This is a genomic window from Streptomyces sp. 5-10 (genome assembly GCF_014712245.1).
GTDB classification, from domain to species: Bacteria; Actinomycetota; Actinomycetes; order Streptomycetales; family Streptomycetaceae; genus Streptomyces; species Streptomyces violaceusniger.
Window position 1 is genome coordinate 18171 of sequence record NZ_JACVYG010000073.1, and the last position, 19984, is coordinate 38154.

At 72.0% G+C, this 19984-nt stretch carries 19 protein-coding genes; 8 read left to right on the top strand and 11 right to left on the bottom strand.

Annotation, left to right across the window (positions count from 1 at the left end; genetic code table 11):
- Positions 1-142 precede the first annotated feature (142 nt).
- Positions 143-1651: an MFS transporter gene (locus IEJ02_RS43465; protein WP_191069834.1), complete on the top strand. Its 1509-nt coding sequence runs from the start codon at positions 143-145 to the stop codon at positions 1649-1651.
- A 213-nt stretch (positions 1652-1864) separates the two neighbouring features.
- On the opposite strand, the gene IEJ02_RS43470 is transcribed toward IEJ02_RS43465, so the two are convergent.
- The gene (locus IEJ02_RS43470; RefSeq protein WP_191069852.1) at positions 1865-2365 is read right to left on the bottom strand and encodes a MarR family winged helix-turn-helix transcriptional regulator; all 501 of its coding nucleotides are present in this window, start codon (positions 2363-2365) and stop codon (positions 1865-1867) included.
- 127 nt (positions 2366-2492) lie between these two features.
- Between IEJ02_RS43470 and IEJ02_RS43475 the strand changes: the two genes are divergently transcribed.
- The gene (locus IEJ02_RS43475; protein WP_191069835.1) at positions 2493-3275 is read left to right on the top strand and encodes a dioxygenase family protein; all 783 of its coding nucleotides are present in this window, start codon (positions 2493-2495) and stop codon (positions 3273-3275) included.
- Between the two features lie 87 nt (positions 3276-3362).
- Here IEJ02_RS43475 and IEJ02_RS43480 read toward each other — a convergent pair whose 3' ends face one another.
- Positions 3363-4541 carry a questin oxidase family protein gene (locus tag IEJ02_RS43480; protein WP_191069836.1) on the bottom strand — a complete coding sequence of 393 codons (1179 nt, stop codon included), beginning with the start codon at positions 4539-4541 and terminating at the stop codon, positions 3363-3365.
- Between the two features lie 669 nt (positions 4542-5210).
- Positions 5211-5642 (bottom strand): hypothetical protein, encoded by a 432-nt coding sequence (locus IEJ02_RS43485; protein ID WP_191069837.1) that lies wholly within the window; start codon positions 5640-5642, stop codon positions 5211-5213.
- Positions 5643-6015: 373 nt separating this feature from the next.
- Between IEJ02_RS43485 and IEJ02_RS43490 the strand changes: the two genes are divergently transcribed.
- On the top strand, positions 6016-7020 hold the full coding sequence (locus tag IEJ02_RS43490; RefSeq protein WP_191069838.1) for a sigma-70 family RNA polymerase sigma factor: 1005 nt from the start codon (positions 6016-6018) through the stop codon (positions 7018-7020).
- A gap of 157 nt (positions 7021-7177) precedes the next feature.
- Here the strand turns inward: IEJ02_RS43490 and IEJ02_RS43495 are convergent, their stop codons facing one another.
- A complete protein-coding gene (locus IEJ02_RS43495; RefSeq protein WP_191069839.1) occupies positions 7178-7915 on the bottom strand; it encodes an SDR family NAD(P)-dependent oxidoreductase in 738 nt (245 codons plus the stop codon).
- A 330-nt stretch (positions 7916-8245) separates the two neighbouring features.
- Between IEJ02_RS43495 and IEJ02_RS43500 the strand changes: the two genes are divergently transcribed.
- From IEJ02_RS43500 to IEJ02_RS43510, 3 genes are all read left to right on the top strand, one after another.
- Positions 8246-9007: a DeoR/GlpR family DNA-binding transcription regulator gene (locus IEJ02_RS43500; RefSeq protein ID WP_137979202.1), complete on the top strand. Its 762-nt coding sequence runs from the start codon at positions 8246-8248 to the stop codon at positions 9005-9007.
- Positions 9004-9948 (top strand): 1-phosphofructokinase, encoded by a 945-nt coding sequence (gene pfkB, locus IEJ02_RS43505; RefSeq protein ID WP_191069840.1) that lies wholly within the window; start codon positions 9004-9006, stop codon positions 9946-9948. The genes IEJ02_RS43500 and pfkB overlap by 4 nt, the downstream gene beginning before the upstream one ends.
- A gap of 85 nt (positions 9949-10033) precedes the next feature.
- Entirely contained in the window at positions 10034-12118 is a 2085-nt protein-coding gene (locus IEJ02_RS43510; protein WP_191069841.1) for a PTS fructose transporter subunit IIABC, read from the top strand.
- 7 nt (positions 12119-12125) lie between these two features.
- On the opposite strand, the gene IEJ02_RS43515 is transcribed toward IEJ02_RS43510, so the two are convergent.
- Positions 12126-13199: an FAD-dependent oxidoreductase gene (locus IEJ02_RS43515; protein ID WP_191069842.1), complete on the bottom strand. Its 1074-nt coding sequence runs from the start codon at positions 13197-13199 to the stop codon at positions 12126-12128.
- A 74-nt stretch (positions 13200-13273) separates the two neighbouring features.
- Positions 13274-14416 carry a P1 family peptidase gene (locus IEJ02_RS43520; protein ID WP_191069843.1) on the bottom strand — a complete coding sequence of 381 codons (1143 nt, stop codon included), beginning with the start codon at positions 14414-14416 and terminating at the stop codon, positions 13274-13276.
- A gap of 202 nt (positions 14417-14618) precedes the next feature.
- On the opposite strand from IEJ02_RS43520, the gene IEJ02_RS43525 reads away from it, so the two are divergent.
- Entirely contained in the window at positions 14619-15161 is a 543-nt protein-coding gene (locus tag IEJ02_RS43525; protein ID WP_275559865.1) for an AMP-binding protein, read from the top strand.
- A 3-nt stretch (positions 15162-15164) separates the two neighbouring features.
- Positions 15165-15353 (top strand): hypothetical protein, encoded by a 189-nt coding sequence (locus IEJ02_RS43530; protein WP_078559050.1) that lies wholly within the window; start codon positions 15165-15167, stop codon positions 15351-15353.
- Positions 15354-15360: 7 nt separating this feature from the next.
- Here the strand turns inward: IEJ02_RS43530 and mscL are convergent, their stop codons facing one another.
- The 5 genes from mscL to IEJ02_RS43555 form a co-directional block, all read right to left on the bottom strand.
- On the bottom strand, positions 15361-15852 hold the full coding sequence (mscL, locus tag IEJ02_RS43535) for a large conductance mechanosensitive channel protein MscL (protein WP_275559949.1): 492 nt from the start codon (positions 15850-15852) through the stop codon (positions 15361-15363).
- Positions 15853-15960: 108 nt separating this feature from the next.
- The gene (locus IEJ02_RS43540) at positions 15961-16620 is read right to left on the bottom strand and encodes an RcpC/CpaB family pilus assembly protein (RefSeq protein ID WP_191069844.1); all 660 of its coding nucleotides are present in this window, start codon (positions 16618-16620) and stop codon (positions 15961-15963) included.
- Positions 16621-16982: 362 nt separating this feature from the next.
- Positions 16983-17828: an S-methyl-5'-thioadenosine phosphorylase gene (locus tag IEJ02_RS43545; protein WP_137979209.1), complete on the bottom strand. Its 846-nt coding sequence runs from the start codon at positions 17826-17828 to the stop codon at positions 16983-16985.
- Positions 17829-17928: 100 nt separating this feature from the next.
- Positions 17929-18285 (bottom strand): FmdB family zinc ribbon protein, encoded by a 357-nt coding sequence (locus tag IEJ02_RS43550; RefSeq protein WP_191069845.1) that lies wholly within the window; start codon positions 18283-18285, stop codon positions 17929-17931.
- Between the two features lie 133 nt (positions 18286-18418).
- Positions 18419-19906 carry a potassium/proton antiporter gene (locus IEJ02_RS43555; protein ID WP_191069854.1) on the bottom strand — a complete coding sequence of 496 codons (1488 nt, stop codon included), beginning with the start codon at positions 19904-19906 and terminating at the stop codon, positions 18419-18421.
- Positions 19907-19984: the final 78 nt, after the last annotated feature.

Genomic DNA, 19984 nt, shown 5'->3' on the forward strand with positions numbered 1-19984 from the left:
TTATTCCGCGCGCGTTCACACGTCTTCCTTACGTGCGTCGTCGCCTCTCGCTACCTGTTACCCAACGGCCTGTGCCGGTCTGACCTCGACCGGCCCCTTACGTCCCATTTCTCACTCTCCGCACCGCTAGGTAGGCTCTTCCATGCCTGAAACGGCTCAATTCGTGGATCCCCGGCGCTGGAAAGCGCTGATATTCATCGCCCTCGCCCAGTTGATGGTCGTGCTCGACGCGACCATCGTGAACATCGCGCTGCCCAGCGCCCAGGCCGACCTCGGCATCTCCGACGGCAACCGGCAGTGGGTCATCACCGCCTACGCCCTCGCCTTCGGCGGACTGCTGCTGTTCGGCGGCCGGATCGCCGACCTGTGGGGACGCAAGCAGACCTTCATCGTCGGTCTGATCGGCTTCGCCGCCGCCTCGGCCATCGGCGGTGCCGCGCTGAACACCGGCATGCTGCTGGGCGCGCGTGCCCTCCAGGGTGTGTTCGGCGCGCTGCTGGCCCCCTCCGCGCTCTCGCTGCTCGCGGTGATGTTCACCGACCCCAAGGAGCGCGCCAAGGCGTTCGGTGTCTTCGGTGCCATCGCCGGTGGTGGCGGTGCCGTCGGTCTGATCCTCGGTGGTGTGCTCACCGAGTACATGGACTGGCGCTGGACCTTCTTCGTGAACATCCCGTTCGCCATCATCGCCGCGATCGGCGCGGTCGCCGTGATCCGCGAGCCGGTGGAGAGCCACAACTCGTCCCGGCTGGACATCCCCGGTGTGGTCCTGGCCACCGCCGGTCTGGTCTCGCTGGTGTACGGCTTCACCCGCGCCGAGTCCGACGGCTGGTCCGCGGGCCCGACCATCGGCCTGTTCATCGCCGCGGCCGTGCTGCTGCTCGCCTTCGTGGTCGTCGAGGCGCGGGTGAAGGCGCCGCTGCTGCCGCTGCGCGTCGTCGCCGACCGCAACCGCGGTGGTGTCTACGCCTCGCTGGCCCTCGCCATCATCGGCATGTTCGGCCTGTTCCTCTTCCTCACCTACTACATGCAGGTCGTGAAGGGGTACAGCCCGGTCAGGACCGGCTTCGCCTTCCTGCCGATGGTCGCGGGCATGATCACCGGCTCGACGCAGATCGGCGCCCGGCTGATGACCCGCGTCCCGGCGCGGCTGCTGATGGGGCCGGGCTTCCTGGTCGCCTCGGTCGGCATGCTGCTGCTGACCCAGATCGACCTGGACACCTCGTACCCGGCGCTGATCCTGCCCGGGTTCCTGCTGCTCGGCCTCGGTATGGGTACCGCCTTCATGCCGGCGATGAGCCTGGCCACGCATGGTGTCGAGCCGCGTGACGCGGGTGTCGCCTCGGCGATGGTCAACACCTCGCAGCAGGTCGGCGGCGCCATCGGAACCGCGCTGCTGAACACGATCGCGGCGAGCGCCACCACCGAGTACGCGAAGTCGCATGCGGCGGGGGCCCCTTCCCGCACGGTGCTGCAGCTCCAGTCGATGGTGCACGGCTACACCGCCGCCATCTGGTGGGCGGTCGGCATCCTGGTGCTGGCCGCGGTCATCGCCATCACGTTCATCAACGCCGGGCAGCCGGAGGGCGGCGGCGCGGTCGCGGGCTCCGGTGACGGTGCGGCGGAGGACGCTGTTCCGGTGATGGCGCACTGATGCGCGTTCCGGTGATGGCGTACTGATGCCTGTTCCCGTGATGGCGCACTGATGCGCTGAGACGTCTGGCGGCTTGTCCGCCGGCAGTCCGCAGGGATGCGAAGGCCCCGCTCCTCCTCGGGACTCGAGGAGGAGCGGGGCCTTCGCGATGCGTTTCGGGGCCGGGCGTCAGCGCGGCCAGGGCCTGGCGTCAGCGCAGTCTGGGGTCGGGCGTCAGCGCAGCCAGGGGAGGTCGGCGCCCGCCGGCTGGAGTCCGTCCGCGATGATCCGGCATACGGCGCCGAACTCCTCGACCTGCTCGGGGGTGAGCCGGTCGAAGATGGCCGTCCGTACGGCGGCGACATGGCCGGGGGCGGTCTCCCGCAGCACCTTGAGCCCCTTGTCGGTCAGGACCGCGTTCTGTCCGCGCTTGTCGTCGGGGCAGTCCTCGCGCCGTACCCAGCCGTCCTTCTCCATGCGAGCGATGGCATGGGACAGCCGGGATCGAGTGATCTTGGCGGCCTCGGCCAGTTCGGTCATCCGCATCCGGTGGCGAGGCGCCCAGGAGAGCTTCACCAGCAGGCCGTAGTAGACGTGGGGCATGCCGGCGTCGCGCTGCAACTGGCGGTCGAGGTGGTCCTCCAGGAGCATGCTCGCCTGGACATACGCCTGCCAGCTGCGCTGTTCGTCTTCGGTCAGCCAACGCGGCTCGTCGGCGTCTGAGGGGGTCTTCATGGCGTCGTCCACGCGTCCATTCTAGGTAATTCTCTTTGAATCTTAAATAACTGTGCGCTACAGTGATAACTGTATGCTTGAGGTTTCAATCATCCTGGCGAGCTCTGTCGACTGACGAGGAGTCCTCATGTCCGCGCTCGACGGGCGCATGCCCGCGCTCTACCTCAGCCATGGTGCTCCGCCGCTCGCCGACGATCCGGTCTGGCCGGGACAGCTCGCCACCTGGGCCGCCGGCCTGCCCCGGCCCAACGCCATTCTCATGATCTCCGCTCACTGGGAAGAGGCGCCCCTGGCGATCGGCGCCACCCAACAGGTGCCTCTGGTCTATGACTTCTGGGGCTTCCCCCAGCACTATTACCAGGTGCGGTACGCCGCGCCGGGCGCCCCCGGACTCGCCGAGCGGATCCGCAAGACGCTGCGCACGGCGGGTACCCCCGTACAGGACATCCCCGACCGGGGGCTGGACCACGGGGCGTATGTGCCCCTGGTCGAGATGTATCCGGAGGCCGACATCCCGGTTCTCCAGGTCTCGATGCCGACCCTCGACCCGCGGAAGCTGATGGAGATCGGCCGGAAGCTGGCGCCGCTGCGGGACGAGGGGGTCCTGATCGTCGGCAGCGGCTTCTTCACCCACAATCTGGCCGCGCTACGGCAGACGGGTCCGATGCCGCCCAGTTGGTCGGCCGAGTTCGACGACTGGGGGCAGCGGGCCCTGGACGCGCAGGACATCGACGCGCTGCTGGACTTCGAGCACACGGCCCCGGCGGCGGGGCTCGCCCATCCGCGCACCGAGCACTTCGCGCCGCTGTTCGTCACGCTGGGCGCGGCGGAGGCGGAGCTGCGCAGCCAGCGGAGTGTGATCGACGGGTTCTGGATGGGGCTGGCGAAGCGGTCGTTGCAGTTCGGGTGAGGGGATGCGAGGGGTGCGGGGTGTGCGGGGGTGCGGGGCGGCTCGGTGGGGTGTGGCTGAGCGGGTACGACCCGGCTGGGGCCCCTGTCAGAGTGCCGGGTCGATCATCGCGCAGGCGTGCAGTGCGGCGGCCAGGGCCGTCGGGTCCGCGCCCCGGGCGACGTCGAGGGCGGTATCGGTCAGCTTGATGGCGTGCTCATCGCCGTGCGCGGCGGCGCGGGCGAAGACCTCCTCGGGGGTGACGCCCTCCACGGACGGCAGCCGGTCGGCCGGGAGCGGCTCCCGAGGCGCGTACACCGCCGTGACCGCGGCGCTCGCCGCCCAGGCCGCCTCCAGGCTCGGCGCCCACAGCTCGCGCGGCAGCGCGGGCAGGGCGCGCAGTACGGCGTTGGGCGCGGTCGCGGCGTGGACCAGCATGATCGGTTCGCCGTGGCCGTGGGTGGCGTAGCGATGGGTCGCGGCCCGTACGAGCTCGGTCAGCCGTCGGCGTGCCTCCTCGGGCTGGTCGGCGGGGTTATCGGGGTCGTCGAGGCCGTCGGGGTCGTCGGGGCCGTCGAGGTCGTCGAGGTCGTCGAGGTCGTCGAGGGCGGTGTCGGTCGCCCGGCTGGGCCGCGGGGTGGACGGCCGAGCGGGCCGCGGGGCGGTGGGCGGCCAGGCGGGGAAGGCGGTGAGCCGGGCCAGCCGCTCGCGTATGCCACCGCTCTGGTCGGCGATCGGCTCCACGGCGGCCAGCGCGTCGGCCGCCGACCCGGAGGCGGGGCCCGGCCGCCGTCGGAGCGGCGGCAGCGGGGCGTGGCGGGCGGCCCAGTAGCCGAGGGCGTGGGCCAGCTCGGCGGTGCGGGGAGCGGTCGCCGTGCCCGGCTCGTCCAGCAGGGTCCGTACGGCGTGGCCGACGCGGATCACCGGATGGGTCGCGCCGCCGGCGATGCCCGGCAGCAGCCGCGGCCACCACATGGCGAGCACGTCCTGCCAGGGGCGGTCGGCGAGTTCCCGGTCGAAGTAGGCGGGCCAGTCGGCGAGCCGGCGCGGATCGCCGAGCGCCTCGCGCCAGTTCTCCTCGGTGATCGCGGCGTACGAGCGCGGCATGTCCTCCAGCTTGTCGCGATAGCGGTCCAGCCACCGGTGCACGGTGCGCCCCTGGCCGTGGCGCACCAGCGCCTCCACGGCCATCGGCGCGTGATTGCTCAGCCATCCATGACGCTCGGGGCCCGAGGCGTGCAGTCGCTCGAGGGCTTCGTCGAGGGTTCCCCTCGTGTCGTCTGTCATGGCCTCACGCTAGGGAGGGCGGGACGGTCCCGGAACGGACCGGGGACGGAAGTGTGGAGGGACCAGCGACCTAGGGAGTGCCCGGCGGATCGTGACGCCTGCGGCGGGCTGTCCCCCTCCCCGCCCCTTCCCGAAACTGGGGCTTCGCCCCAGGCCCCGGGCCGGGGTGCGGTCCCAGGCCCTGAGCCGGGGCGCCGTCCCGAACCCCGAGCCGGGGCGCCGTGCCAGGCCCCGGGCCGGGGTGCGGTGCCAGGCCCTGAGCCGGGGCGCCGTCCCGAACCCCGAGCCGGGGCGCCGTGCCAGGCCCCGGGCCGGGGCGCCGTGCCAGGCCCCGGGCCGGGGTGCCGTGCCAGGCCCCGGGCCGGGGGCTGTCCCGAACTCCGGGCCGGGGTGCCGTCTCGACCCCCGAGCCGGGGTGCCGTCCCAGACCCTGAGCCGGGGTGCGGTCCCAGGCCCCGGGCCGGGGCGCCGTCCCATACCCCGGGCCGGGGCGCCGTCCCGAACCCCGGACCGGGGCATCGCCCCAACCCGGGGTCCAGGGGCGGAGCCCCTGGTAACGAGAAGGGGCGGGGAGGGGAAACATCGATATGCGGCTCCGTCGCGTGGTCCGCCGGACACCCCGTAACTGAGCCGGGCCGGGCCCGAGGGCCGATCCTTGAAGGCTGAGGGTCACTCCCGAGGGCGTTCCGCCCGTATATGGAAGACGTAGAACGACATGCCCGCCATCACGAGCCCCGCCCCCAGCCCGATCCCCGAGGACCGGTACACCGAGCCTCCGCTCACGGAGTGCAGAAAGCCGATCGCGCAGCCGAGGACCGTCCCGTAGAGCACGGCCCGGATCTCCGGCATCAGGCCCGGGGTCATCCTGCCGAGGGCGTAGCAGAGCGCCCCGAGCACCGCCGCCGACACCACGCCGAAGATGGCGGCCGTGGGGATGGTGGAGCCTTGGTTGTGGGTCACGAACATCACCCAGCCGCCGTAGAGCACCGCCAGAACGGCCGGGACGCCCCAGGAGGCGGAGGGGTGCGGGCGGAGAGGGAGCCGCGGATGGCGGCGGCTCACCGGGGCAGTGGGGGCGGTGGGAGCTGTGGGGGCATTCATGGCGGAACCTCCTCGTCACCGCGTCCCCGCCCTGGCTTCTCGCTTTCCAGCGCACACCCATGCGGAGGACCGGGCAACCCGGCGCGATGGGGCGTACGGGCAACCAGCGGCCCGCGAGATTCGTCTTGACAGATGAGAGAAGGGCGGGGGAGTCGTAGCAGGCGACCGCAGAGGGGGTCTGACCTGCGCTTCCCGGCGTCTCGGCAGTGCGCTGACCCGCGTGTGGGTGGACAGGGTACTGCATGATCGTAAAAACGTGGGGGCCTGATGGGAATTCTGTCCTGATTCCAGTCGTTGTTTCCTTCGGACGGGGCACCCGACACCGGAGAGTCCGTCCATAGTCCGCGCCCGATCCATCTGTAAGGGAGCACGCATGGCAACCCGTGCCGTCGCCCGTAATCAGTCCGCCACCGGTGGTGGCGCTGATGGGGCCAACAGTGTTCGCGCCTCAGGCGGGGAGATCGCCGATCGCGACCTGGTCGGCATGTATCTCGACGAGATCGCTCGCACCCCGTTGCTGGACGCGGCGAAGGAGGTCGAGCTTTCCCAGTCCATCGAAGCGGGGGTGTACGCCCAGCAGATCCTGGACGGGGAGGTTGAGGACGCCCCTGCCGCAGGTGCGAGCCGCGAGGAGCTGGAGGCGATAGCCGCCGAAGGTGCCCGCGCCAAGGACATCTTCATCCGCTCCAATCTGCGCCTCGTCGTGGCTGTGGCGCGCCGCTACCCGCGCAGTGGGCTGCCCTTGCTGGACCTGATCCAGGAGGGCAACGCGGGCCTGGTGCGCGCGGTGGAGAAGTTCGACTACACGAAGGGCTTCAAGTTCTCGACCTATGCCACGTGGTGGATCCGTCAGGCCATCACGCGCTCGATCGCGGACCAGTCCCGTACGATCCGGCTGCCCGTCCACCTGGTCGAGGAGCTCGGCCGGATCCGCCGGGTGCAGCGGGAGTTCAACCGTGAGCACGGCCGCGAGCCGGAGCACGCCGAGATCGCCGAGGAGCTCGGCTCCACGATGGAGCGGGTCTCGGATGTGCTCGACTGGGCCCGCGACCCGGTCAGTCTGAACATGTCGGTCGACGACGAAGGGGAGACCCAGTTCGGTGATCTGCTGGAGGACACCTCGGCCGTCTCGCCCGAGCAGTCGGTGATGACGCTGCTGCGCAGCGAGGAGCTGGAGGACCTGATCGGCCGCCTCGACGACCGCACCGCCTCCATCATCAAGGCGCGGTACGGCATCGACGACGGCCGGGAGCGCACCCTGACCGAGGTCGGCAAGCAGCATGGCCTCACGCGTGAGCGGATCCGCCAGATCGAGAAGCACGCATTGCTTGAGCTGAAGAAGATGGCCCGCCAGACCGGTTTCGACGCAGCGGCTTGAGTTCTCAGGCCAGCAGACCCCAGCCACCAGATCCCCTCCAACCCCTGGACCGAGCCCCGGCGCCTCCCCCCCCGGCGCCGGGGCTCGCTTGTGTCTGTGGGGTTCTTAGGGATCCGGGATCGGGTGTGGGGTTCTTGGGGATCGAGGGAACGGCTGGTCAGACGGCGAAGCCGCCGTCCACGGCGATGGACGCCCCGGTGATGTAGCGGCCGCTGGTGCCCGCGAGATGAGCCACGGTCGCCGCGATCTCCGTGGTGCGGCCGTAGCGGCCGAGCGCGGTGAAGCCGCTCTGGAAGGCGGCGTTCTCACCGTCGGCCGGGTTCATATCGGTGTCCACGGGGCCGGGGTGGATCAGGTTGGCCGTGATCCCGCGCGGGCCGAGCTCGCGGGCCAGGGCCTTGGTGAGGCCGGTGAGCGCGGTCTTGCTGGTCGCGTAGAGGCTGCCGCCGGGGAAGGCGACCCGCTCGGCCATGCAGCTGCCGATGTTGATGATCCGCCCGCCGTCCGCCATGTGCGCGGTGGCCGCCTGCGCCAGGAGGAACGGCGCCCGGACGTTCACGGCGAGGACCCGGTCCACATCGTCCAGCGACAGCTCGCCGATGGGGCCGAGGACGCCGACGCCCGCGTTGTTGACCAGGATGTCCAGGCGGCCGAACTCGGCGGCGGTCCCCTCCACGGCGGCCCGCATCGCCTGCGCGTCGGCACCGTCCGCCCGCACGGCCCAGGCGCGGCGGCCGAGCACCTTGATCCGGTCGACGACATCCGCCGCGCGTTCGGCCTGGCTGTGATAGGTCAGGGCGACATCGGCGCCCTCCTCGGCGAGCCGGATCGCCACGGCCTCGCCGATGCCCCGGCTGCCGCCGGTGACCAGGGCCGCCTTGCCGTCGAGTGTCATGCCTTCTCCTCTATTCCTTGTATTTCTTGTTTGCGGCGAAAATGCCGCTATGTGGTGGTCCCTGAGGACATGACTCGATCCTGGCCGGGCGGGCCGCGGAAGTCCGGCGGGATTCGGACGGTGCGCTGCGGCGATGGGCGGCGCTCGGGGGCGGTGGTCAGCGGCGGGTCGGCTAGGGCGTGGGGCAGCCGGGGCCGCTGAGCGACCGCGAGCGACCCAGACATGCCCGGTCGAGTTTGTTTCGTGCCCGGATCTGTTTACTTTCCTGCATCGCCCCCGTAATCTGGCCGCGAAATCACAGGTTCGGGCATGGAAGGGACGTAAACCCGCATGTACGCACCGGAGCGTCAGCAGGAGATTCTCCGGCTCGCCCGCGAGAGCGGGCGGGTGGATGTCCTGTCCCTCGCCGAGGAGTTCCAGGTCACCGCCGAGACCGTACGGCGTGATCTGCGCGCCCTCGACCGGGCGGGGCTCGTCCGCCGTGTGCACGGGGGCGCCATCCCGGCCGGACGGCTGGACTTCGAGCCCGATCTCGCCGAGCGCGAGTCCACCGCCGCCGATGAGAAGGACCGCATCGCGCGGGCCGCCATCGCCGAGCTGCCGTCCGACGGCAGCGTGATCATCGACGCGGGTTCGACGGCGGCCCGGTTCGCCGCCGCCCTCCCCTTGGAGGCCAAGCTCACCGTCGTCACCCACGCCCTGCCGGTCGCCGCCCGCCTCGCCGATCACCCCGGTATCGCACTGCACCTCGTCGGCGGACGGGTCCGCCACCGCACCCGGGCCGCCGTGGACGCATGGGCGCTGCGCGGCTACGGCGAGATCAAGGCCGATGTCGTCTTCCTCGCCACCAACGGCTTCTCCTTGGACGGCGGGCTCACCACACCCGATCTCGCGGAGGGCGCCGTCAAGAGCGCCATGATCGCGGCGGCCCGGCGGGTGGTGCTGCTCGCGGACTCCGCCAAGTTCGGCCGGGAGCACTTCGCCCGGTTCGGCGGCCTGGACGATGTCGATCTGCTCATCACGGACACCGGGCTCAGCCCCCAGGACGCCCTGGCCATCGAGCGCCAGGGCACGGAAGTGGCACGCGCATGATTCTCACCGTCACCCCCAACCCCAGCCTGGACCGTACGTACGAGATCCCCGCGCTGGAGCGCGGCGCCGTGCTGCGGGCCACGGCCGACCGGGTCGACCCCGGCGGGAAGGGCGTCAACGTCTCGCGCGCCGTGGCGGCCGCGGGGCAGCGCACGGTGGCCGTGCTGCCGCTCGGCGGACCGGAGGGCGCGCTGCTCGCCCGGCTGCTGGAGGAGCTGGGCATCGAGGCGGCGGGCGTGCCCGTGGCGGGCTCGACCCGGGTCAACATCTCCGTGGCCGAACCGGACGGCACCCTCACCAAGCTCAACGCGAGCGGACCCGAGCTGAGCGACGCCGAGGCCGAGGCGGTGCTGGAGGCCGTCCATACGAGGGTCGAGAGCGCCGACTGGATCGCCTGCTGCGGCAGCCTGCCCCGCGGGCTCGCCCCCGAGTGGTACGCCGAGCTGGTGGCACGGGCCCACCGGGCGGGGGCCCGGATCGCCCTGGACACCTCCGGCCCCTCGCTGACCGCCGCCCTGCGCGAGCGCCCCGATGTGGTGAAGCCCAACGCCGAGGAGCTGGCCCAGGCCGTGGGCCGTCCGCTGGCCACGGTGGGCGAGGCGGTCAAGGCGGCCGAGGAACTGCGCGGGCTGGGTGCCCGCGCCGTGCTGGCCAGCCTGGGCGCCGACGGCCAGCTGCTGGTCGACGAGACCGGCGCGTACTTCGGCACCGCACAGGTCACCGCCGTGCGCAGCAACGTCGGCGCGGGCGACGCCTCGCTCGCCGGATTCCTCGCGGCGGGCGGCTCCGGCCCCGCCGCACTCGCCTCGGCCGTGGCCCATGGAGCGGCCGCGGTGCAGCTGCCGGGCAGCGCCATGCCCACCCCGGCCGACCTCGATCCGTCCGCCGTGGTCACCACGTCGGACATCCCGCTGGACCGTGTGCTCAAGGAGCCCGCGTGACCGGCCGACCCCACTCCCACCCCCCAATCCCCACTCCGTCCGCCCGCCTCCCCCAGGGCGGCACCGCACACAAGGGAGCCGCGAGATGAGTGAGCTGATCACCGCGGATCTGGTCGACCTTGACCTGTCCGCCGACACCAAGGAAGCCGCCGCCCGGTCGCTCGCCGAACGCATGGTCGAGGCCGGCCGGGTCACCGACCTCGACGGCTTTCTCGCCGATGTGGCCTCGCGCGAGGAGCAGATGCCGACCGGCCTGGACGGCGGCATCGGCATACCCCACTGCCGAAGCACCCATGTCACCGAGCCGACCCTGGCCTTCGGGCGCAGCGCGGCCCGGATCGACTTCGGCGCGGCGGACGGGCCGGCCGATCTGATCTTCCTGATCGCCGCCCCTGCGGGCGCGGACAGCGACCATCTGACGATCCTGTCGAGCCTGGCACGGCAGCTGATGAACGCCGACTTCACCGATGCGCTGCGCTCGGCCGACCAGCCCGAACGGGTGGCCGCCCTGATCCGTGGCGAGGAGCCCGCCACGGCTGAGCCCGCCACAGCCGAGTCCGCCGCTGCGGAGTCGGCTCCGGCTGAGCCTGCCGCCTCCGCCTCGGCTGCGGCCTCCGCTGCCTCCCAGACCGCGTCGGAGCCGGTGGCCCCCTTCCGGATCGTGGCCGTCACGTCCTGCCCCACCGGTATCGCCCACACCTATATGGCCGCCGAGTCGCTGGAGAACGCCGCTCGCGAGGCCGGGGTCGAGCTGGTGGTCGAGACCCAGGGCTCGGCCGGATTCGACAAGCTCCCCGCCGCCACCATCGCCGCCGCCGACGCGGTGGTCTTCGCGCACGATGTGGAGGTGCGGGAGAAGGCCCGCTTCGCGGGCAAGCCGACGGTGGACGTCGGGGTGAAGGCGGCCATCAACCGCCCCGCCGAGCTCATCGCCGAGGCGCGCGGGAAGGCCGCGCGGGGCGAGATCGCCGCATCGGCCGACGGCGCGGCGGAGGGCTCGGCGCCGATGGACGCGGACGGTGCCGCCGGTGACGGCTTCGGCACCCGGCTGCGCAAGTGGCTGATGACGGGCGTCAGTTACATGGTCCCGTTCGTCGCCGCGGGCGGTCTGCTGATCGCGCTCGCCTTCGCGATCGGCGGCTACGAGATCGCGGGCGCCAAGTCCGTGGCGGACCACTTCGTCTGGACCGAGACCAGCAGCTGGGCGGCGCTGCTCTTCCAGATCGGCAGTGCGGCGTTCACCTTCCTGGTGCCGGTCCTTGCGGGCTATATCGCCTACGGCATGGCCGACCGGCCCGGTCTGGTGCCCGGTTTCGTGGGCGGCTACATCGCGACCACCATCAAGGCCGGATTCCTCGGTGGTCTGGTCGCGGGTCTGATCGCGGGTGCGGTCGTCATGGCCATCCAGCGGTTCAAGGTCCCGGCGTCGTTGCGCGGCATCATGCCGGTGGTGGTGATCCCGCTGATCTCCTCCGCGATCGTCGGCGTCCTGATGTTCGTGGTGATCGGCAAGCCCATCGCCTCCGCGCAGGAGGCGATGACCGACTGGCTGAACGGCCTCTCCGGCGCCAACGCCATCGGCCTCGGCGTCCTCCTCGGCCTGATGATGTGCTTCGACCTGGGCGGCCCGGTCAACAAGGTGGCCTACGCCTTCGCGACCGGCGGTATCGCGGTGTCGGACCCCTCCACCGGAAGCCTCAAGATCATGGCTGCGGTGATGGCCGCCGGTATGGTCCCGCCGCTGGCGATGGCTCTCGCCACCACCGTGCGCGGGCGGCTGTTCACCAAGACCGAGCGGGAGAACGGCAAGGCCGCCTGGGTGCTGGGTGCCTCCTTCATCAGTGAGGGCGCCATTCCGTTCGCCGCGGCGGATCCCCTGCGGGTGATCCCCTCGTCGATGGTGGGCGGTGCCGTCACCGGTGCGCTGTCGATGGCGTTCGACTGCACGCTGCGCGCCCCGCACGGCGGCATCTTCGTGGTCCCGCTGATCGGCCAGCCGTTCCTCTACCTGCTGGCCATCGTGGCGGGCACGGTGGTCTCGACCGGTCTGGTGGTCTTCCTCAAGGGGCTGCGGAAGACGGCGGAACCGGAGGCCACCGGCCAGGCGGGCGGCGGTGCCGCCGCGGACGGTACCACCGAGGACGAGTCGAAGGTGGCGGTGGCGGTCTGACCGCATCTCAGCCACCCCCTGTCGGGCCCGGCGGCTCGCCCACCTCCGTGGGCGGGCCGCTGGTCTCCGTGGGTGGGCCGCTGGTCTCCGTGGGCGGGCCACCGGTCTTCGTGGACAGCCCACGCGAGGCGTAGTAGGCGCCGAGCGCGGCCTCGCCACCCGACCCCATGGCGGTCGCGATCCGCTGGAAGCGGACCGACCGCAGATCACCGGCGGTGAAGACCCGGGGGTGCTGGCTCCCGGGAGGGCAGTACCCGGACCGGTCGGCCTCCACCGCCCCGGCCGGGGGTGCTGGGGCGCTGCCCAGGTTGAGGAAGGCGAGATCGGCCGTGAGCGTCCGCCGCTCGCCCTCCAGCGTCTCGACCTCGGCGGTGACCGGTGCCGACGCGGGCCCCAACTCCAGCCGCCGCACGGCCACCAACTCCACCCGGGGGTCCCGCCGGATCTCCTCGGTCTTGTAGGCGTCCTCGGGCGGATACGCCACCACAAAGCGGGCCTTGACCTCCGGATGGGCCCGCGCCACGGTCCCCAGGGGCCGGTCCGCCCCCAGGACCAGCACCGTCCGGTCGTCGATCGCCGCCGGATCCGCCTCCCACAGCTGCGGTAGCGCCCGGCCCGCCACGCCCCCGAGCCATCCCACGCCCTCGGGGTCCAGCGGCCCGACCCCCGTGGCGACGACCACATACGGAGCGGTCAGCCGCAAGCCAGGAGCCCGATCGGACCCTGCGGACTCCACGATTTCCACCGGCTCAACGGACCCCACGGGCTTCATGGACTTCACGGGCTTCACGGGCTCGATCGTGACCTCGACGCGGTCGTCGAAGGCGTCGATCACCGTGGCGCGGCGGCCCAGCTCCACCCGGCACAGATCACAGCACGCCAGGTCGGCCTCGATCGCCGCGGCCAGATCCGGGCCGTTGGTGGCGGTGAGGACATTGCGCACCACCGGGATGCGCCGCAGCGCCCCGCACAGGGCGTCGCCCGACTCGATCAGCACCGAGCGCATCCCCACACTCGCCGCCATCACGGCGGCGGCGCAGCCCGCCGGGCCACCGCCGACGATCAGTAGATCGGTGTCCATGGGAAGCCCCCTTCTCTTCATCGCTCCGGTCCGCTTCTCCCGGCCGGACGCTTCCTTCCCTCCGGCCCCGCGGATCAGAGGCCGTAAAGATCCCGGTACGCGGGGAAGACACCGCCCGGGCCGTCCACGGTCTCCGCCGCGAGCACCGCCTTGACCACCGCCCGGGTCAGCACATCCGCCCCGGCCGCCAGCACCTCGTTCAGCGCACCGCTCTCCCGGTGCACCCCGAACGCCGGATCGCCGGCGTCCTCGGGGTCGCCATCCGGTATCAACGGGTGCTCGCAGGTGGCCAGGGCGAAGACCGTGTCGCCGTCGGAGAGCAGATGTACCGGCCGGACGGCCCGCGCCAGACCGTCGTGCGCCGTCCCCGCGAGCTTCTGCGCCTGGGCCCGGGTGAGCACGGCGTCGGTGGCCACCACGGCCAGCGTGGTGTTCAGCGGAGGCCGCACCGACGCGGCCTGCCGCCGCTCCGATTCGGCCCGCGCGGCGGCCAGCCGGCGCATCGCCTCCACGTGCACGGCCGCACCGGGCCGGTGCGGCCCGCCCTCCTCCGACGGCCCGTAGTGCTCCCCGTACAGCGCACCCGTACCGGGATCGACCACCGATCCCGCGGCGTTGACCACCGCCAGCGCGGCCACCGTGACGCCGGACGGCAGCACCGTGGAGGCCGAACCGGTGCCGCCCTTGAGCCCACCGGCCACCGCGCCCGTGCCCGCCCCCACATTGCCCTGCGCGACCGGCACCCCCATCTCCGATCCGGCCGCCGCCTCGATCGCCTCGCGCCCCAGCGCGGCGTCCGGGCGGGCCCGCCAGTCGCCGCCCCGGCCCAGGTCGAAGAGGGCGGCGGCCGGGACCACCGGAACGACCTGTGCCGGATCGGGGCCGACCCGGAAGCCCCGGCCGTGGTCCTCCAGCCAGGAGGCAACCCCCGAGGCGCTGTCGAGCCCGAAGGCGCTGCCGCCGGTCAGCACGACGGCATCGACGCGCTGGACCAGATTGCGCGGATCGAGGGCATCGGTCTCCCGGGTGCCGGGGCCACCGCCGCGCACATCGACGGCGGCGACCGCACCGCCCTCGGGGGCCAGCACCACGGTCGTCCCGGTGAGCCGGCCGCCGCCGGACCGCTGGGCATGGCCCACCCGCAGTCCGCGGACATCCGTCAGACCGTCGGCCGGACCGGTGGGAGTTGATTCGGGGTTTGTCCGCTCGGTATCCATGGGGGCTATCCGTAGCACGGGAAGCCGTGGCATGGTCGAGTAGCGAGGCGCGAACCACCCCGGCATCCGCCCTCCCGTGATCGCCGCCGAAGCGCGCCGGACGGGATGCTGACGACTCATATAGCGGGCGTTCATCAGACGTTGATGACCTGACAGCAATCTGAGCTGTATGCCGTTCGCCCCCGTCCGAAAGAAGACCGCCGTGCCCCGTACCTCTCGGACGGAGGAGCTCCCGACACTGGCCGCCGACCCTCGGCGGGCCGCCCGGGTGGCCCTCCGCTGGATCAGCGAGCCGGACTGCACCGAGGAGCTCACCCATGCCGAGCTGCTCGACCAGGCGGCCCGGGCCGCCGCCGCGCTCACCCGGCTCGGCGTCCGTGCCGGGGACCGGGTGGCGGTCCATCTGCCGCTGGTGCCCGAGTCCGTGATCGCCACGCTGGCCTGCGGCCGGCTCGACGTCGTCCGCGCCAGCCTCCCCGTGGGGCTGCGCCCCCACGAGCTGCGCGACCGGATCAGGGAGGCCGGAGCCAAGGTCGTCATCACCGCGGACGCCGGGCAGCACGGCGGGGAGATACAGCCGCTCAAGCGCCACGTCGACCGGGCGCTGGCCGGCTGCCCCGAGGTGCGGTCCGTGCTGGTGGTCCACCGGCTGGCCTGCCCGGTGTCCTGGAGGCCCGGGCGCGACCTGTGGTGGCACGACGAGCTCGGCCGGTACACCGAGCCGCTGCCCGGGCCGTACTCTTGAGGCATGAGCACCGCCCCTGCCCCTGGACCGCGCGATCCGGCCGCCGCGCTGAGCTTCGACGATCCCTTCGCGCAGCGGTCATCGGACGATACGGACCACGGGTGGGGTGAGCGGGTTCCCGGCGGCGACAGTGCCGACGATGCCGCTGATCTGGCCCGGTTCCTCGACGAGAAGCCGCCCCACCACCTCTGACGGGTTCCTAGGCGCTGGAGCCACTGCCGCCACCGTCGCGGACGGCGGCGCGCTGCGCCACCAGCTCGTCGCGGATCTCGCGCAGCAGAATGATCTCCTCGGCGTCCGCGACGGCCTGCTCCTCCTCCGCCTTCGCCTCCTTGGCGGCCTTCCGCGCCAGATAGCGCGACATCGGCAGCACCATCAGGAAGTACACCACCGCCGCGGTGATCAGGAAGGTCAGCACGGCGGAGAGCACGCTCCCCCAGAGGATCGGGATGCCGTGGACGATATCGCCCGTGGCGTTGGTCTCGCAGGGCGCCTTGAGACAGGAGCGGTACTTCTCGAGGTCCTTCGTGCCGAAGGCTCCGACTATGGGGTTGATGAGGCCTTTCACTATCGAGTTCACGACGGCGGTGAAAGCGGCTCCGATGACGACCGCGACGGCCAGGTCGATCACATTGCCGCGCATCAGGAAGGCTTTGAACCCTTCCATGACGCTCTTGTTCTCCTCGGTCACCTTCTCCTGGCTCAACCCACTGCCTCTCTTTCGCCGCATCGGTGCTTGAGCGGACGGTTCCGCAACCTACACCCGCAGGTGAGAGGGGCATCAGGGGAGTCGGGGGAGTCAGCGGCGGCATAGCGTCACCGCCAATCGGGAGTCGGTCGCGGCCCCGGCCAGCGCGGTGGCGTCCGCTCGCGGCACCGTCAGCACCACCAGTGCTCCGCCGCCGTCCGCCGGACCGTCGAGCGCGCCGCCGCCGTCCGGCATCCCGTCGCCGCTCGCATCCGCATCGACCTCCGGTGCGCCGCCGTCGGCTCGGCCGTCCGTCCTGCGGGCGCTTCGGGGCCCCGGCACCTCGGCCACCCGGACCCCACGCGCGACCACCCGCGCCGTAGTACCGGACGACCGGGCCCGTGCGGCGTCCGGCAGCGGCGTGGCCAGCACGTCCACCCGGTCGCCGGGGTGCAGCAGCCGCACCGCCGCCGCGTCGGCGATCCGGACCGGCGCCGAGACCATGGCGGGGTGCGGGCCGCCCCGCCGTTCCTCACCCGCGGGCGCGGGCGAGGTCACCGCGTCCGCGTGCCCCCGGCCGGACGGTGCGGCGGCCGCGAGTGCGGCGGCCGTCAGCGCCAGCCCGGCCGCCATCGCGCGACGGCGTCGCCGCACGGTCCGCCGCAGCCCGAATCCGCCGGCGCGCCCGGGACGCACCGGATCGAAGCGTGGCACCGCACGGGCCGGGGGAGCGGAGCGGGGTAACGCGAGGGTGGGGGACGGATGGGACATGGCACATCACCGCCTGCCGTGAGGGTCCGAGTGCTTCTGGCCCCCTCACCATGCCCGTCCCCGCCCGATCCCGCTGGGGCCTGTGGACGGCCACCGGCCTGTGGACAACTCGGTCACCCGCGCGAGCGATCCCGCCACGCGGCGAGCCCGACACCCGCCCGCAGCGGGCAGAACCGGCCCCGAGCATCGCGCGCCGGGCGAGAACCGGTCCTGAGCGTTGCGCGGGCGCCCCGCCGCGGGCCCACGGCGCTCTCGGGCGGTCGTGCGGTCTTGCCCCGCACCGGCCGGGCGGCCGCGTCACACAGCCGCAGCCGCCCCTCGACCGGCGCCAGTGTCGTCGCCCGGCTGCCCCAGCACCGGGCTTACGGAAGCTCGATCCCCAGGTCCCAGCCGTCGTGGGCGTGGGTGCACAGGCAGTCCCGTGCGGAGGTCTCCGGCAGCCTGCCCACCGCGTCGAAGAGCACCTCGCGCAGTCGGCCCACGTTCTCCCCGAAGACCTTCAGCACCTCGGTGTGGGTGACACCCTCGCCGGTCTCGACCCCCGCGTCCAGATCGGTGACCAGCGTCAACGACGTGTAGCAGAGCCCCAGTTCACGGGCGAGCACCGCCTCTGGGTGTCCCGTCATGCCGACCACTGACCAGCCCTGCGCCGCGTGCCAGCGCGATTCGGCGCGGGTGGAGAAGCGCGGGCCCTCGACCACGCACATCGTCCCGCCGTCCACCGGCTCCCAGCCGCGTCCGCGCGCCGCGTCCACGGCCGCCTTCCGCCCCACCGGGCAGTACGGGTCGGCGAATGTGGTGTGCACCACGTTCGGAATCCGGCCGTCCGGCAACTGCTCGCCGTCGAAGTAGGTCTGCGTACGCCCCTTCGTGCGGTCCACCAGTTGGTCCGGGACGAGCAGCGTGCCAGGGCCGTACTCCGGCCGCAGCCCGCCGACCGCGCACGGGCCGAAGACCTGCCGCACCCCGAGCGAGCGCAGGGCCCAGAGGTTGGCGCGGTAGTTGATGCGGTGCGGCGGCAGATGGTGCTTGCGGCCGTGGCGCGGGAGGAAGGCGACGCGCCGTCCCTCGATGTCGCCGAGGACGAGCGAGTCGCTCGGCGCCCCATAGGGAGTCTCCACGGTGATCTCGGTCACGTCGTCGAGGAACGTGTAGAACCCCGACCCCCCGATGACCCCTATGTCTGCTTGCCTGCTGGTCTCGACCATGTGATCACCCTAGCCACCCGCGCCCACGCGAACGACACCCCGCCGCCTCCCGTGTGGAGGTGGCGGGGCGCCGATGAAGCCGAAGAACCAGGCGGGCCGATCAGGCGGCCGAGCTCGACGTCGAGGACGACGAAGACGTCGAGGAAGACGCCGACGACGAAGACGTCGAGGAGGAGGACGAGGAAGAGGACGACGAGTCCGAGGACGAAGAGGACGACGAGCCGGAGCTGTCGCTCTTCGCCGCCGACTTGCTGGAGCCGCCGCTCGAGCTACTGGAGGAGGAGCGGCTGTCGTTCCGGTAGAAGCCGGAGCCCTTGAAGACGATGCCGACCGCCGAGAACACCTTCTTCAGGCGTCCCTCGCAGTTGGGGCACTCGGTGAGCGCGTCGTCGGTGAACTTCTGCACCGCCTCGAGGCCCTCGCCGCACTCGGTGCACTGGTACTGGTAGGTCGGCACGTTCTTCCTCCTGGCACTCTCACTCAATGAGTGCTAACGACGCTCCATAGTGCAGTATTCCCGCCCGTCAGTCCACTGGGACGAGACATACGGTGATCGAACACACGGCCTGAGGCAGCCTCCGACCGGCCCCTCAACCCGCTCCCGTGCCCAGCCAGCCCGCCAGTTTGCCGCCCCGGCCCACCGCCCGCAGCCGTCGCTCCGCCGCGTCGCGCACCGGGTCCGTGGCCACTACCAGCAGCTCGTCGCCGCGCCGCAGCACCGTCGAGGGCAGCGGTACGAAGCTGGTCTCGTCCCGGACCACCAGGGTGACCGCGGCGCCCGGGGGCAGCCGCAGCTCGCCGACCTCGACGCCGTGCATCTTGGACGACTGGGGGATCGACACCGACAGCAGATGGCCGCGCAGTCGCTCCAGTGGCGCCGACTCGATGCCCAGGTCGGCCGGCTCGGGCTCCTCGAGCCGCAGCCGGGGGGCGAGCCAGGGCAGTGTCGGCCCCTGGATCAGGGTGTAGACGATCACGAGCACGAAGACGATGTTGAAGATCCGGCGGCTGTCGGGCACATCGCTGACCATCGGGATGGTCGCCAGCACGATCGGCACCGCCCCGCGCAGCCCGGCCCAGGACAGCAGCGCCTTCTCCCGCCAGGGCAGCCGGAACGGCGCCGTGCTGATCAGGACCGACACCGGACGGGCCACCACGGTCAGCACCAGCCCCACCGCGAGGGCGGGCAGGATGTCATCGCCCAGTTCGTGCGGGGTGACCAGCAGCCCCAGCAGGACGAACATCCCGATCTGGGCGAGCCAGCCCAGCCCCTCGGCGAAGCCGCGCGTCGCCGGCCAGTGCGGCAGCCGTGCGTTGCCCATGATGAGCGAGGCGAGGTAGACGGCGAGGAAGCCGGACCCGTGCGCCAGCGAACCCTCCGCGTAGGCGGTCACCGCGATGGCGATCACCGCGATCGGGTACAGACCAGAGGCGGGCAGCGCCACATGCCGCAGGCCGTAGGCGCCCAGCCAGCCGACCGCGATGCCGATCACGGCGCCGATCGCGAGCTCCAGGGCGATCGTGCCGATCAGGGCGTACCAGGACTCCATGGGGCCCTGGCTGGAGAAGGCGACCACCAGGATCACCACAGGGGCGTCGTTGAAGCCCGACTCGGCCTCCAGGATGCCCGTGAGCCGCTTGGGCAGCGGCACCGTGCGCAGCACCGAGAAGACCGCCGCCGCGTCCGTCGACGACACCACCGCGCCGATGATCAGCGCCTGCCGCCAGTCCAGTCCCACCACATAGTGCCCCGCCGCCGCGGTGATCCCCACGCTGACCGCGACGCCCACGGTGGACAGGACGGCGGCCACCGGCAGGGCGGGTTTGATCTCGCCCCACTTCGTGCCCAGACCGCCTTCGGCCAGGATGACGACCAGTGCGGCGTAGCCGAGGATCTGCGTCAGCTCGGCGTCGTTGAAGGTGACGCCGATCCCGTCCGTGCCGATGGCGACGCCGATTCCGAGATAGATCAGCAGCGTGGGCAGTCCACTGCGCGATGACACCCTTACCGCCGCCACCGCGAAGAGCAGGACGAGGGAGCAGATCAACAGCAGCTCATTGAGGTGGTGAACAGTCAGGGGCCGACCCTTTCTCGCGGGAGCGGAGGGAACGCTGCGAAGGGGTCCCCACCGACCGGAACTTCATTGCCTTATCTA